15 protein-coding genes are annotated in these 14,707 nt (G+C 62.9%); all 15 read right to left on the bottom strand.

The features are described from left to right. Window positions 1–29 precede the first annotated feature (29 nt). The gene (gene ureC, locus PMI24_RS01065; protein WP_007950606.1) at window positions 30–1,730 is read right to left on the bottom strand and encodes an urease subunit alpha; all 1,701 of its coding nucleotides are present in this window, start codon (window positions 1,728–1,730) and stop codon (window positions 30–32) included. Window positions 1,731–1,871: 141 nt separating this feature from the next. Then, on the bottom strand, window positions 1,872–2,177 hold the full coding sequence (locus PMI24_RS01060; RefSeq protein ID WP_007950605.1) for an urease subunit beta: 306 nt from the start codon (window positions 2,175–2,177) through the stop codon (window positions 1,872–1,874). After that, the gene (locus PMI24_RS01055) at window positions 2,177–2,710 is read right to left on the bottom strand and encodes a GNAT family N-acetyltransferase (protein WP_007950604.1); all 534 of its coding nucleotides are present in this window, start codon (window positions 2,708–2,710) and stop codon (window positions 2,177–2,179) included. The genes PMI24_RS01060 and PMI24_RS01055 overlap by 1 nt, the downstream gene beginning before the upstream one ends. Window positions 2,711–2,715: 5 nt before the next feature. Beyond that, entirely contained in the window at window positions 2,716–3,249 is a 534-nt protein-coding gene (locus PMI24_RS01050) for a GNAT family N-acetyltransferase (protein WP_007950603.1), read from the bottom strand. Between the two features lie 9 nt (window positions 3,250–3,258). Beyond that, a complete protein-coding gene (ureA, locus tag PMI24_RS01045) occupies window positions 3,259–3,561 on the bottom strand; it encodes an urease subunit gamma (RefSeq protein ID WP_007950602.1) in 303 nt (100 codons plus the stop codon). Between the two features lie 34 nt (window positions 3,562–3,595). Continuing rightward, the gene (locus PMI24_RS01040; RefSeq protein WP_007950601.1) at window positions 3,596–4,435 is read right to left on the bottom strand and encodes an urease accessory protein UreD; all 840 of its coding nucleotides are present in this window, start codon (window positions 4,433–4,435) and stop codon (window positions 3,596–3,598) included. A 43-nt stretch (window positions 4,436–4,478) separates the two neighbouring features. Next, window positions 4,479–5,177, bottom strand: coding sequence for an urea ABC transporter ATP-binding subunit UrtE (gene urtE / locus PMI24_RS01035; protein ID WP_007950600.1), 699 nt, complete (start codon window positions 5,175–5,177; stop codon window positions 4,479–4,481). Between the two features lie 139 nt (window positions 5,178–5,316). After that, window positions 5,317–6,186, bottom strand: a complete 870-nt coding sequence (urtD, locus tag PMI24_RS01030; protein WP_007950599.1) for an urea ABC transporter ATP-binding protein UrtD — start codon at window positions 6,184–6,186, stop codon at window positions 5,317–5,319. Continuing rightward, window positions 6,183–7,262, bottom strand: a complete 1,080-nt coding sequence (gene urtC, locus PMI24_RS01025) for an urea ABC transporter permease subunit UrtC (protein ID WP_007950598.1) — start codon at window positions 7,260–7,262, stop codon at window positions 6,183–6,185. Before urtC ends, urtD begins: the two co-directional genes overlap by 4 nt. Further along, complete coding sequence (urtB, locus tag PMI24_RS01020) at window positions 7,262–8,764, bottom strand: urea ABC transporter permease subunit UrtB (RefSeq protein WP_007950597.1); 1,503 nt, start codon at window positions 8,762–8,764, stop codon at window positions 7,262–7,264. The genes urtC and urtB overlap by 1 nt, the downstream gene beginning before the upstream one ends. A 142-nt stretch (window positions 8,765–8,906) precedes the next feature. Next, a complete protein-coding gene (urtA, locus tag PMI24_RS01015; protein ID WP_007950596.1) occupies window positions 8,907–10,172 on the bottom strand; it encodes an urea ABC transporter substrate-binding protein in 1,266 nt (421 codons plus the stop codon). A gap of 205 nt (window positions 10,173–10,377) precedes the next feature. Further along, entirely contained in the window at window positions 10,378–11,388 is a 1,011-nt protein-coding gene (locus PMI24_RS01010) for a FecCD family ABC transporter permease (RefSeq protein ID WP_007950595.1), read from the bottom strand. Continuing rightward, window positions 11,385–12,332 (bottom strand): ABC transporter substrate-binding protein, encoded by a 948-nt coding sequence (locus PMI24_RS01005; protein WP_007950594.1) that lies wholly within the window; start codon window positions 12,330–12,332, stop codon window positions 11,385–11,387. The genes PMI24_RS01010 and PMI24_RS01005 overlap by 4 nt, the downstream gene beginning before the upstream one ends. After that, the gene (locus PMI24_RS01000) at window positions 12,329–13,117 is read right to left on the bottom strand and encodes an ABC transporter ATP-binding protein (protein WP_007950593.1); all 789 of its coding nucleotides are present in this window, start codon (window positions 13,115–13,117) and stop codon (window positions 12,329–12,331) included. The genes PMI24_RS01005 and PMI24_RS01000 overlap by 4 nt, the downstream gene beginning before the upstream one ends. Window positions 13,118–13,129: 12 nt before the next feature. Beyond that, window positions 13,130–14,707 (bottom strand): TonB-dependent receptor (locus PMI24_RS00995; RefSeq protein WP_007950592.1); only part of this gene is annotated, 1,578 nt, incomplete at its 5' end.

Raw genomic sequence — 14,707 nt, 5'->3', positions numbered from 1 at the left:
TCGAAAGCCTCGACGACCGGGGCGCTGACTCAGAACAGAAAGTAACGCTGCGTCATCGGCAGGGTTTCGGCCGGTTCACACCAGAGCAACACGCCGTCGGCCTTGACCTGATAGGTCTGCGGGTCGACGTCGATGTTCGGCAGGTAGTCGTTGTGGATCAGGTCGGTTTTCTGCACGTCGCGGCAGCCTTTGACCACCGCGATTTTCTTCTTCAGACCCAACGCTTCGGGCAGTCCCGATTCCTGCGCCGCCTGACTGATAAAGGTCAGGCTGGTGGCGTGCAGCGAGCCGCCATAGCTGGCGAACATCGGGCGGTAGTGCACCGGTTGCGGGGTCGGGATCGACGCGTTGGCATCGCCCATCAGGCTGGCGGCGATGGCGCCGCCCTTGAGGATCAGCGTCGGTTTCACGCCGAAGAATGCCGGGCGCCACAGCACCAGATCGGCCCACTTGCCGACTTCCACCGAACCCACTTCATGGCTGATGCCGTGGGTGATCGCCGGGTTGATCGTGTACTTGGCGATGTAGCGTTTGGCGCGGAAGTTGTCGTTGCCTTCGCCGTCCTGAGGCAGTGGGCCGCGCTGCTTTTTCATCTTGTCGGCGGTCTGCCAGGTGCGGGTGATGACTTCGCCGACGCGGCCCATGGCCTGACTGTCGGAGCTGATCATCGAGAACGCGCCGAGGTCGTGGAGGATGTCTTCGGCGGCAATCGTTTCGCGGCGGATGCGGCTTTCGGCGAACGCCACGTCTTCGGCAATGCTCGGGTCGAGGTGGTGGCAGACCATCAGCATGTCGAGGTGTTCGTCGATGGTGTTACGGGTGAATGGCCGGGTCGGGTTGGTCGAACTCGGCAGCACGTTGGCGAAACCGCAGGCCTTGATGATGTCCGGCGCATGGCCGCCACCGGCACCTTCGGTGTGATAGGTGTGGATGGTCCGGCCCTTGAACGCGCCGAGGGTGGTTTCGACGAAACCGGACTCGTTGAGGGTGTCGGTGTGGATCGCCACTTGCACGTCGTACTGGTCGGCGACGCTCAGGCAGTTGTCGATGCTCGCCGGGGTGGTGCCCCAGTCTTCATGCAGCTTGAGGCCGATGGCGCCGGCCTTGACCTGTTCGATCAACGGCTCCGGCAGGCTGGCGTTGCCCTTGCCGGTGAGGCCGATGTTCATCGGGAACGCATCCGCTGCCTGGAGCATCCGCGCCAGGTGCCACGGCCCCGAGGTGCAGGTGGTGGCGTTGGTGCCGGTGGCTGGCCCGGTGCCGCCGCCGATCATGGTAGTGACGCCGCTCATCAGCGCTTCTTCGATCTGCTGCGGGCAGATGAAGTGGATGTGGGTGTCGATGCCGCCGGCGGTGAGGATCATGCCTTCACCGGCGATCACTTCGCTGCTGGCGCCGATGGCAATGGTCACGCCGGGCTGCACGTCCGGGTTGCCGGCCTTGCCGATGGCGGCGATGCGCCCGTCCTTGAGGCCGACGTCGGCTTTGACGATGCCCCAGTGGTCGATGATCAGCGCGTTGGTGATGACGGTGTCGACCACTTCGGCCGCCAGCAACTGGCTCTGGCCCTGGCCGTCGCGGATCACTTTGCCGCCGCCGAATTTCACTTCTTCGCCGTAGGTGGTGAAGTCTTGCTCGACTTCGATCCACAGCTCGGTGTCGGCCAGGCGCACCTTGTCGCCGACGGTGGGGCCGAACATGTCGGCGTAGGCTTGACGCGAGATCTTCATGTGTTCGCCTTGGAATTCAATTGGTTTTGAGATCGTTCGCTGCGCTCACAGATTCGCGAGCAAGCTCGCTCCCACAGTGGGAATGCGATCACCTGTGGGAGCGAGCTTGCTCGCGAAGGGGCCCACGCAAACGGTATAAATTCAGAGGTCACCCATGACCCGCCCGGCAAACCCGAACACCCGCCGGTGCCCGGCGTAATCCACCAGTTCCACCTCGCGGCTCTGGCCCGGCTCGAAGCGCACGGCCGTGCCCGCCGGGATGTTCAGGCGCATGCCACGGCTGGCGGCGCGGTCGAAGGTCAGGGCGTCGTTGGTTTCGAAAAAGTGATAGTGCGAGCCGACCTGGATCGGCCGGTCGCCGCTGTTCGCCACTTTCAGGCTGACAGTGCGACGACCGACGTTGAGTTCGATGTCGCCGGGCTGGATTTTGTATTCGCCGGGAATCATCAGTTCGCTCCTTGCAGGACTTTGTAATAGAGGGCCGTCGGGCGATAGGTGCCGTTCGGGTCGCAGGCGTAGTCGGGGATTTCCCCGGCGCGGGTGTAACCCAGAGCCTTGTAGAAATCTTCGGCGGGGGAGCCGGCCTCGGTGTCGAGGTAAAGCATGCCGCGCTTGTATTGGCGGGCTGCCAGCTCAAGCGCTTCCATCAACTGCTGGCCGAGGCCGCGCCGCCGGGCGTGTTCGCGCACCAGCAGTTTCTGCACCTCGGCGCGGTTCAGGCCGTTGGCCTTCTGGCACAGACTCAACTGGACGCTGGCCTGCACCTGTTCGTCCTTGACCACCACCCACAGCAAGACGCTGCCCTTGTTCAGGTTGTCCTGCACGTCGTCGAAATAGGTGCGGGCCTGCGCGGCATCGAGGTCGGCCATGAAGCCGACGCTGGCGCCATAACCCACGGCGTCGAGCAGCAGGTCGATCAGGCCCTGACGATAGTGCGCAAAACTTTCAGCATTGACGCGTCGCAGTTGGGCGGGGTTCATCAGTGTCACTCCTTGTGGGCGGGCGGCGGCTCCGCGCCAGGATTGAGGGTCAGTTGCATGAAGGTCAGGTCGAGCCAGCGGCCGAACTTGGTGCCAACTTGCGGCATCTGCCCGGTGGTGATGAAACCGGCGCGTTCGTGGAGGCGGATCGATGCGGCGTTGCCGCTCTCGATGGCGGCGACCATGACGTGCTTGTCGCAGGTCTTCGCGCGTTCGATCAGCGCGGTCATCAGTTGCGGGCCGAGGCCGTTGCCGCGCTGGTCGCTGCGCACGTAGACCGAGTGCTCGACGGTGTGGCGGAAACCGTCGAACGGCCGCCAGTCACCGAACGAAGCGTAGCCGAGGGTGGTGTTGTCGGCGTCGACGATCACCAGGATCGGATAACCCTGGGCCTGGCGCGCGCTGAACCACGCCTGACGGTTGCCGAGGTCGACGGCGGATTCATTCCAGATCGCCGTGGTGTTGAGCACGGCGTCGTTATAGATGTCGCGGATCGCCGGCAGGTCGGCGTGCAATGCATCGCGGATGGTGTAAGTCATGGCGCGGCCTCAGACGATCGGTTGGTGGACGGTGACCAGTTTGGTGCCGTCGGGAAACGTCGCTTCGACCTGAATCTCCGGGATCATTTCCGGGATGCCTTCCATCACCTGATCGCGGGTCAGCAGGGTGGTGCCGTAGTGCATCAGCTCGGCCACGGTCTGGCCGTCACGGGCGCCTTCGAGCAGCGCCGCCGAGATGAAAGCCATGGCTTCCGGGTAGTTGAGCTTCACGCCACGGGCCAGTCGCCGCTCGGCAACCAGGCCGGCAGTGAAGATCAGCAGCTTGTCTTTTTCGCGTGGGGTCAGGTCCATCGTTTGAAATCCATTGTCGGCAGTTGAAGAAAAATCAGGTATTCCAGATTCGGGGAGGCAGGGCTTCGCGGCCGAGCAACACAGGCCTGAGCAATCGCCACAGATCGATCAGCCACGCCCGCGCCAGCAACGCTTCACTGGCCAGGCAACGGGCGACCAACAGACCGGGCAATTGCGTCAGATCCCCGCGCACCTCGTGGCCCAGCGAGCGGCAGCGCTCCAGCAGTTCAGCATCAATCTCACCGGTGACCAGCAACGTCGCAAACACCGGATTGCCATCCAGTCCGATCGGCGAATCAAGCAAGCCGTCATCGCCGACGATGCGCTGGCGCTCATGCCACAACAACCGCCCATCACGGCGAATATCCAGATGCGCCTGGAAGTGCCCGAGGTCGAAACGCTCGCCACTGGCCGGGCGACCCAGCGCCACCACGTCCCAGTAGAACAGCCGTGCATCGCCTTCAAGATCGATCGAGGTCGTGAGTTCTGCCTGGGCGGCGCTGTAGACGATGGTTTCCTGGGGCAGCCATTCCAGTGTCGCGCCATCAGCGACATGCAGGTTCAGCGACTGATAAGCGGGCCCCGCCGCGCGATACCACTTGGCCGCGCCGGGGCTGGTGATCTGTGCCCAGGCGCCTTGTTCGACGCGGGCGCTGATGTCCAGCCGGTCACCGCCGGCAATCCCGCCCGGCGGGTGGACGATGATGTGCTGGCAGACCTCGGGCCCTTCGGCGTACAGATGCTTTTGCACCCGCAACGGGCCGAGGTGCCGGCGTCGGGTCGGCCGCGTGCAATCGCCGAAGCGGGCGTAGGCCAGCTCGAGCTCGGCGTGCCAGCTCGGGGTAAACAGGGCAGTCGCAACAGGTAAGTTCATGTTTTCTAATTATCGTTAGGACGCTACAGATTAGACCGTAACCTCAAATAGTCACCAGCCCGCGCACACCTTCGGCTTCCATATTTTCGCCACGGCCCTGCTGCACGATCTCGCCCCGGGACATCACCAGGTACTGATCGGCCAGTTCGGCGGCGAAATCGTAGAACTGCTCCACCAGCAGAATCGCCATGTCGCCACGGGCTGCGAGCTTTTTGATCACCGCGCCGATTTCCTTGATCACCGACGGCTGAATGCCTTCGGTGGGTTCGTCGAGAATCAGCAGACGCGGACGGCTGGCCAGTGCGCGGCCAATCGCGAGCTGCTGTTGCTGACCGCCGGACAAGTCACCACCGCGGCGCTGCTTCATTTGCAACAGCACCGGGAACAGCTCGTAGATAAACGCGGGAACCTCTTTGGCTTCGCTGCCGGGGAAGCGCGACAGGCCCATCAGCAGGTTTTCTTCCACTGTCAGCCGGCCGAAAATCTCCCGGCCCTGCGGCACGTAGGCGATCCCGGCGTGCACCCGTTGATGCGGCTTGAACGTGGTGATCGGTTTGCCTTCCCAGTTCACCGCGCCTTCCTTGGCCGGCAACAGGCCCATCAGGCATTTGAGCAACGTGGTCTTGCCCACGCCGTTACGCCCGAGCAGGCAGGTCACTTCGCCGACCTTCACGTCAAAGCTCAGGCCGCGCAGGATGTGGCTTCCGCCGTAGTACTGGTGCAGCTTGTCGACTTGCAGCATGTTCAAATTCTCCCCGGTGATCGTTCCCACGCTCTGCGTGGGAATGAATCCCGTGACGCTCCGCGTCACATAACGGCGGACGCGGAGCGTCCATGGCGGCATTCCCACGCGGAGCGTGGGAACGATCTGAATCACAGGACTAACGGCCGAGATAGACTTCGATCACGCGCTCGTTGTCCTGCACCTGTTCCAGTGATCCTTCGGCGAGCACGCTGCCCTGGTGCAATACGGTGACGTGGTCGGCAATCGATCCGACGAAACCCATGTCGTGTTCCACCACCATCAGCGAGTGCTTGCCCGCGAGCGACTTGAACAGCTCGGCGGTGAATTCGGTTTCGGCGTCGGTCATGCCCGCGACCGGTTCATCGAGCAGCAGCAATTGCGGGTCCTGCATCAGCAACATGCCGATTTCCAGAAACTGTTTCTGCCCGTGGGACAGCAGCCCTGCCGGACGATTGACCGAAGTGGTCAGGCGAATCGTGTCGAGCACTTCGCTGATCCGGTCTTTCTGCTCGCCGCTCAATTTCGCCCGCAGACTGGCCCACACCGACTTGTCGGTTTTCTGCGCCAGCTCCAGGTTCTCGAACACGCTCAGCGCTTCGAACACCGTCGGTTTCTGGAACTTGCGACCGATGCCGGCCTGGGCGATCTGTACTTCGCTCATCTGCGTCAGGTCGAGGGTTTCACCGAACCACGCCTTGCCGTGGCTCGGCCGGGTCTTGCCGGTGATCACGTCCATCAGCGTGGTCTTGCCCGCGCCGTTGGGGCCGATGATGCAGCGCAGTTCGCCGACGCCGATGTACAGGTTCAGGTTGTTCAGCGCCCGGAAGCCGTCGAAGCTGACGCTGATGTCTTCCAGGGTCAGGATCGTGCCGTGACGGGTGTCGAGGCCCGGACCGACGCGTTGCCCGAGGCCGATCGAGTCGCGGCTGGTGCCTTCGTCCTTGTTCGGCTCCACCGGGAAAAAGGCCGGTTCCAGCATGAATTCAGCGCTCGCCGTGACTCTCATGATTCACCTCGTTTCTTCAGCAGACCGATCACGCCTTTGGGCAGGTACAACGTCACGACGATGAACAGCGCGCCGAGGAAGAACAGCCAGTATTCGGGGAAGGCCACGGTGAACCAGCTCTTCATGCCGTTGACCACGCCGGCCCCGAGCAGCGGGCCGATCAGGGTGCCGCGCCCGCCAAGGGCCACCCACACGGCGGCTTCGATCGAGTTGGTCGGCGACATTTCGCTCGGGTTGATGATCCCCACTTGCGGCACGTACAACGCACCGGCCAGACCACACAACACCGCGCTCAAGACCCAGACGAACAGCTTGAAACCGCGCGGGTCGTAGCCGCAGAACATCAGGCGATTTTCCGCATCACGCAGCGCGGTCAGCACCCGGCCGAACTTGCTGCGGGCCAGGCGCCAGCCGATGAACAGGCTCGCCACCAGCAACAGCACCGTCGCCAGAAACAGCACCGCACGAGTGCCGGGTTCGGTGATGCCGAAACCGAGGATCGTGCGGAAATTGGTGAAGCCGTTGTTGCCGCCGAAGCCGGTCTCGTTGCGGAAAAACAGCAACATCCCGGCGAAGGTCAGGGCCTGGGTCATGATCGAGAAATACACGCCCTTGATCCGCGAACGGAAGGCGAAGAAACCGAACACCAGTGCCAGCAACCCCGGCGCCAGTACCACCAGGCACATCGCCCAGAGGAAGTTGCCGGTGCCGCTCCAGTACCACGGCAACTCGGTCCACGACAGGAAGGTCATGAACGCCGGCAGACCATCACCAGCGGCCTGACGCATCAGGTACATGCCCATCGCATAACCGCCGAGGGCGAAGAACAGGCCGTGCCCCAGCGACAGCAGACCGGCGTAACCCCAGACCAGATCCAGCGCCAGGGCGACGATGGCGTAGCAGAGGATTTTGCCGACCAGCGTCAGGGTGTAGGCCGAAACGTGCAGCGCACTGTCCGCCGGCAACAGCGACAGCAGCGGCAGGGCGATCAGTAAGGCGAGAACCACCGCGCCGACAGCGAGGGTGACTTTCGGGCCGGCCTTTTGTGTGGCCGTGACTAGTAGAGGCTGGTTCATCAGTCGATCACCCGTCCTTTCAGTGCGAAGAGGCCTTGCGGACGTTTCTGGATGAACAGAATGATCAGCGCGAGGATCAGGATTTTGCCGAGCACCGCACCGATCTGCGGTTCGAGAATCTTGTTGGCGATGCCCAGGCCGAATGCGGCGAACACACTTCCCGCCAGTTGGCCGACGCCGCCGAGCACCACCACCAGGAACGAGTCGATGATGTAGCTCTGGCCGAGGTCCGGGCCGACGTTGCCGATCTGGCTCAGCGCCACGCCGCCGAGCCCGGCGATGCCCGAGCCGAGGCCGAAGGCGAGCATGTCGACGCGCCCGGTGGGTACGCCGCAGCAGGCGGCCATGTTGCGGTTCTGGGTGACGGCGCGCACGTTCAGACCCAGGCGAGTCTTGTTCAGCAGCAGCCAGGTCAGCACCACTACGAACAGCGCGAAGGCGATGATCACGATGCGGTTGTACGGCAGCACCAGATTCGGCAACACCTGAATCCCGCCGGACAGCCACGCCGGGTTCGCCACTTCAACGTTCTGCGCACCGAACACCAGACGCACCAACTGAATCAGCATCAGGCTGATGCCCCAGGTGGCGAGCAGGGTTTCCAGTGGGCGACCGTAGAGGTGACGGATCACCGTGCGCTCCAGGGCCATGCCGATGGCGGCGGTGACGAAGAACGCCACCGGCAGCGCGATCAGCGGATAGAACTCGATGGCATTCGGCGCGTAGCGCTGGAACATCAACTGCACGACGTAGGTCGAGTAGGCGCCGAGCATCAGCATCTCGCCGTGGGCCATGTTGATCACACCCAGCAGGCCGAAGGTGATCGCCAGCCCCAGCGCCGCGAGCAACAGAATCGAGCCGAGGGACATGCCGCTGAAGGCCTGGCCGAGCAGTTCGCCGATCAGCAGTTTGCGCTTGACCTGGGCGAGGCTGGTTTCGGCGGCGGTGCGCACGTTGGCATCGGTTTCGACGCCGGGTTCGAGCAAACCTTCGAGACGAGTGCGGGCCAGCGGGTCGCCGGTTTCACCAAGCAGACGCACGGCCGCGAGGCGCACTGCCGGGTCGGTGTCGACCAGTTGCAGATTGGCCAGCGCCAGGCTCAGAGCGGCGTGAACGCTTTCGTCTTGTTCGCCAGCCAGTTGCTGGTCGAGGAATTTCAGCTGCGCCGGTTTGGCGCTTTTCTGCAATTGCTGCGCGGCGGTCAGACGGGTTTTGGCGTCGGCGGCGAGCAATTGGTGGCTGGCCAGTGCGGTGTCGATCAGACCCCGCAGGCGATTGTTCAGGCGCAGGGTTTTGGGTTGGCCGTCGACGGTCAGCTCGCCTTGTTGCAGGGCGTTGATCAGTTCGACACGGGCCGGATCGGGCTGCGCGGCCCAGGCTTCCAGCAATTTGGCCTGTTGCGTGGGGTTGGCGGCGACGAAGTCTTCCGCATCGCTGGCGTGGGCGGCTATCGGCAGCAAAAATGCGAGGGCCAGGAGCAAACGGTAAAGGGCAGTGGGCATAACGGGCGTTCCTGTATTGATCGTTCCCACGCTCTGCGTGGGAATGCCTCAACGGACGCTCCGCGTCCGCTCTTGGGACGCAGAGCGTCCCCGGCTGCATTCCCACGCAGAGCGTGGGAACGATCAGGTTGAGCGGGTTAACTCAGTTGCTCTTCACCGCATACTCCGGCTTCTTGTCATTACCCGGAATGAACGGACTCCACGGCTGCGCCCGAATCGGCCCCTCGGTCTGCCACACCACGTTGAACTGACCGTCGCTCTGAATCTCGCCGATCATCACCGGTTTGTGCAGGTGGTGATTGGTCTTGTCCATGGTCAGGGTGTAACCGGACGGCGCGGCGAAAGTCTGGCCGCCGAGCGCTTCGCGGACCTTGTCGACGTCGGTCGATTTGGCTTTTTCCGCCGCCTGTGCCCACATGTGGATGCCGACATAAGTGGCTTCCATCGGGTCGTTGGTCACCGCTTTGTCGGCGCCCGGCAGGTTGTGTTTCTTCGCGTAGGCTTTCCAGTCGGCGACGAATTTCTTGTTCGCCGGGTTATCCACCGACTCGAAGTAGTTCCACGCCGCGAGGTTGCCCACCAGCGGTTTGGTGTCGATGCCGCGCAGTTCTTCTTCGCCCACCGAGAACGCCACCACCGGTACGTCGGTCGCCTTCAGGCCCTGGTTGGCCAGCTCTTTGTAGAACGGCACGTTGGAGTCGCCATTCACGGTCGAGATCACAGCGGTCTTGCCGCCGGCCGAGAATTTTTTGATGTTGGCGACGATGGTTTGATAGTCGCTGTGGCCGAACGGGGTGTAGACCTCTTCGATGTCTTTATCCGCTACGCCTTTGGAATGCAGGAACGAACGCAGGATCTTGTTGGTGGTGCGCGGGTACACATAGTCGGTGCCCAGGAGGAAGTAGCGCTTGGCGCTGCCGCCTTCTTCGCTCATCAGGTATTCAACCGCCGGGATCGCTTGCTGGTTTGGCGCGGCGCCGGTGTAGAACACGTTCGGCGACATCTCTTCGCCTTCGTATTGCACCGGGTAGAACAGCAGACCGTTGAGTTCTTCGAACACCGGCAGCACCGATTTACGTGACACCGAGGTCCAGCAACCGAACACCACCGCGACCTTGTCCTGGGTCAGCAACTGCCGGCCCTTTTCCGCGAACAGCGGCCAGTTCGACGCCGGGTCGACCACCACCGGTTCGAGCATCTTGCCGTTCACCCCGCCCTTGGCGTTGATCTCGTCGATGGTCATCAACGCCATGTCCTTGAGCGACGTTTCGGAGATCGCCATGGTGCCGGACAACGAATGCAGAATCCCGACCTTGATGGTCTCGGCGGCCTGTACGGTCCAGGTCATGCCCATCGCGGCAATGGATGCCGTGAGTGTGAAAGCCTTGATCAAACTGCGACGCTTCATTGTGCGATCTCCATGAACGTTAAAGTTTTTTATGGTTGGCAGATGCGAACGACTGAAGGCTGTTTTGCAAGGGCTGTGCCCGGTCGGGTTTGGGCAGGGAAATGTCGGTTTAGAGCGGTTGCGCGCAGAGTCGGCGCACCATGAGGGGACGTGTTGCATGCAAAGGTGCAGCGGGGTGCGCCAGATTGGGGCGCACCCGGAGGATTCAGCGGCGGCGCATCAGGCCGATGAAGAACAGCCCGCCGAGGGCAGCGGTGGCGACGCCGATGGGCAGGTCTTCGGGGGCGATCAGCGTCCGCGCGGCGACGTCGACCCAGACGAGGAAAACGCTGCCGAGCAGCACGCACACCGGCAACAGACGCCGATGCTCGGCACCGATCAGGCGCCGGGCAATGTGCGGCACCATCAGCCCGACAAAACCGATGGAGCCGCTGATCGACACCAGCACCCCGGTCATCAGCGAAGCAATCACGAACACCCGCAGACGCACCGCCCGGGCATTCAGGCCGAGGGTGACGGCGGTCTGTTCGCCGGCCATCAAGGCGTTCAGCGGACGGGCCATGCCGATCAGCAGAATCAAGCCAAGCAACACACTGAGCGCCGGCACCGCCAGCAACTCCCAGCGCGCCAGACCGAGGCCGCCGAGCATCCAGAACATCACCGCCGAACTGGCGCGGTGATCGCCCATGAACAGCAGCAGATTGGCGATCGCCATCATCACGAACGACACCGCCACGCCGCACAGCAGCAGACGATCACTGTCCAGCCGACCCTGCCGGTTGGCGATGCCCAGCACCAGAAACATGCTCAACAATGCGCCGATGAACGCGGCGATCGGCAAGGTCAGCAGGCCGACAATTTCACCGACATGCAGTACCACGATCACTGCGCCGAGGGTTGCGCCGGAAGTGACGCCGAGCAGGTGCGGATCGGCCAGCGGATTACGCGTCACCGCTTGCAGCACCGCGCCGATCAACGCCAGACCGGCGCCGACCAATGCACCGAGCAACATGCGCGGCACGCGGATCAACCAGACGATGTGTTCCTGGCCGGCGCTCCAGTCCGGCACGCCGAGGCCGAACAGTTTGTGCAGCAGAATCCGCCACACCACGTCCACCGGCACCCGCGCCGGGCCGAAGCCCAGCGACACCACGCACGACACCAGCAGCACCGCGCCGAGGGCAATCAGCAGCCAGGCGTAACGACGATTGATCATTCGCCGTGAAACCCTTTGGCCAGGGTTTCAACCGCCAGCACGTTGTCGATCCCCGGTGTGGCCTGCACGTAAGGGATGACGATGAAGCGCTGGTTCTTGATCGCGTCCACCGATTGCAGCGCCTTGTTCTTCAGCAGGAATTCAATCTTCTGCTCGGCGGTGATTTCGCTGTAGTCGACGATCACGATCACCTGCGGATTGCGCTCGACCACGGTTTCCCAGTTGACCCGGGTCCAGCTCGCTTCGACGTCATCGAGAACGTTGCGCCCGCCAGCGGCGTCGATCAGCGCTTGCGGCATGCCGAGGCGGCCGGAGGTCATGGCGCGGTCTTCGCCGCTGTCGTACAGGAACACTCGTGGTTTCTCGGCGGGCAGGTCTTTGCGGATGTCCGCGACCTGACTTTGCATGTCGGCGATCAGCGCGTTGGCGCGGTCCTGCACGTCGAAAATCTTTCCGAGGTTGCGCAGGTCGTTGTAAGTGTCGTCCAGCGTGGCGGCCGGGCGCTTCATCACGAAGGCGCAGGATTCGGTCAGCTCATAGACGTTGATGCCCAGCGGTTGCAAGGTCTGCGGCGTGAGATCGCCACCGACGCGCATGCCGTAATCCCAGCCGGCGAAGAAGAAATCGACGTTGGCGTTGAGCAGGGTTTCCACCGACGGGTACTTGGCTGCCAGCTCCGGCAGACCGTCGAGCAGCGACTGCATTTCGGGTGTTACCGACTTCCAGCCACTGACGCCGCTGTAGCCGGCCATCTTCGATTTGAGGCCGAGGGCGAGCATCATCTGGGTCATGTTGATGTCGTGGCTGACCGCGTGCTTCGGCGCTTCCTTGAAGGTGACTTCACGATTGCAGCTCTGGATCGTCAGCGGGTACTTGGTGGCCTCGGCAAAGGCGTGGGTGGTGCCCAGCAGCAGAGCGAGGCAAAGCAGGGAGCGCACAGTCATGGTCGGGTTATCCAGGTGATTCGCGGGTAGCCGTGGAGGGGGTGGGAGTCGATCAATGCTTCGACGCCGAACACGTCGCGCAGCAGCTCGACGGTCAGGACTTGTTGCGGCGTGCCGCTGGCGACGATGCGACCGTGGTTGATCACATACAAACGGTCGCAGAACGCGGCGGCCAGGTTCAGGTCGTGAATGCTTGCCAAGGTGCCGATCTGCAAACGCTTGACCAGTTGCAGCAGTTCCAGCTGATAGCGCGGGTCGAGGTGGTTGGTCGGCTCGTCGAGGATCAGCAGTTGCGGTTGCTGGGTCAGTGCCCGGGCGAGGATCACGCGCTGTTTTTCACCGCCGGACAGCGTGGCGAATGCGTGGTCTTCGAAGCCGTCGAGGCCCACGGATTTGAGGGCCTGGGTGGCGAAATTGCGGTCTTCAAGGGTGTCGCCATCGAACAGGCCCTTGTGCGGCGTGCGGCCCATGGCGACCACTTCTTCGACGGTCAGGCCGAAGGCGTCGGGGAATTCCTGCAAGACCACGGCGATGCGTTGCGCGCACCAGCGTGAGGATTGTTTCCAGACATTGTGGTGATCGAGTCTGACCTCACCGTGCTCCGGCTGACTGAAGCGATAGGCGCAGCGCAACAGGCTGGTCTTGCCGCTGCCATTGGGCCCGATCAGCCCGACGAACTCACCGGCGGCCACTTGCAGCGAAGCGTCACGCAGCTGGAACTGGTGATGGCAGTGGCCGTGGCCCAGGGGTGTCCAGGCGAGATCGGTGAGGGACAGTGAGGTCATTTCGTTCCTGTTCTAGAAGGTGTAGTCAGCCGTGACAAAGAACGAACGAGGCTCACCCAGAATCCACTGCTGGCCCTCATTGTATTGGCTTTGCGCGTACGTCCGGTCAAACAGATTGTTCACCTGCAACCCCAGCGTGGTGTTGCGCAGGGCTTTCCACGACAGCGTCGCATCGACCACGGTGTAGCTCGGCAGCTCGTTGCGGTTGGCCATGTCGGCGTAGCGCGCATCGACGTAACGCACACCAGCGCCGGCCTTCAGGTCATCGGTCAGCGCCTTGCTCAGCCAAAGATTGGCGGTGCGCCGTGGCACGTCCACCGGACGATTGCCATTGCGCGACACCGGCACGCCGCCGACCACCTCTTCAAAATCGTCGTACTTGGCTTTAACGATGGCGGCGTTGGCTTGCAGTTGCCAGGCGTTCGGCAGTTGCAGATCGAGGCTGGCTTCCAGGCCGTTCGACGATTGCTGGCCGACCTGCTGCTTGAGCGTCGGGTTGCCCGGATCGTCGGTCAGCAGCTTCTTCTTCACGATGCGATACGCCGCCAGCGTGAACTCGCCGCGCTGATCCCAGAACAGCTGCTTCAGGCCGATCTCGGTTTGCCGGGCGGTCGACAGGTCATATTGCTGCTGGCTCGGGCTCAGGGAAATCAGGCCGCCGATGCCATCGGTGCTGGTGGCGACCTGGCCGTAGAACGAGGTGTCCTGCGTCAGCGCGAACACCAGGCCGGCCTTCCAGTTGTTGCCGGTCAGGGTCTTGTCGCTCTGGCTGCCGTCGACCAGGCTGTTGCGATCCACGTGTACGTAGTCGCGGCGCACACCGGTCACCAGCGACCAGCGCTCGCTCAGTTGCGTGCGGTTCTCGGCGAACACCGACATCTGTTTGGTGGTGCTGTCGAACTGATCGCGATACGGATCGGCGCTCTCGAAATAACCGGTTTGCGGGTGATACCGATCCAGCGGCTGGCCGTTCGGCAATACGTCGTTGAATGGCGAGTTGCTGTCGAGCTGAAAGCGGATGCGGTTGTAATCGACACCGGTCACGGTCTGGCTGTCGAGGCCGAACAGCGAATGCTTGAAGGTGAAGGTCTGGCGGTCGCCGACCTGTTCCTGTTTGTGGCCGATGCCAAAGTAGCCGCTGCGGCTGAGCTGCTGGCTGTCAGCATCGAAGTTGTAGTTCTCGGCGTTCTGCCAGCGGCGCTGGGCTTTCAGGTAGTACAGCTCGTTGCTGGCGCTGACCGCATCGTTGATCTGCCAATCCGTGGTCAGGCGCGTCCATTGATCGTTGTAGTGCTGCTTGTCGTCGCGCACGTTGTAGTTCTTGTTACGCAGGCTGTCTTTCAACTGGCCGTTGATCAGTGGCGTGCCGAAGTAGTTCTGCGGGCGTTGGTCGCCGTAATCGTGGGCGAGGGTGAAGGTCAGGTCGTCCGTGGCCTGCCAGCGCAGGGCGGCGCTGATGAAGTCGCTGGATGAGTCACCGCGATCAACCCAGCCGTTGCTGCGCAGGCGGTTGAGGTTGAGGCGATAGCTCAGGGTATCCGTCAGCGAACCGCCGCTGTCGAACGCCTGCTGCTGGCGGTCGAACGAGCC

The sequence above is a fragment of the Pseudomonas sp. GM25 genome, assembly GCF_000282255.1.
GTDB lineage: Bacteria > Pseudomonadota > Gammaproteobacteria > Pseudomonadales > Pseudomonadaceae > Aquipseudomonas > Aquipseudomonas aphyarum.
The sequence above is the reverse complement of the archived record's forward strand: the minus strand, read 5'-3'. Positions and strand labels throughout refer to the sequence as shown.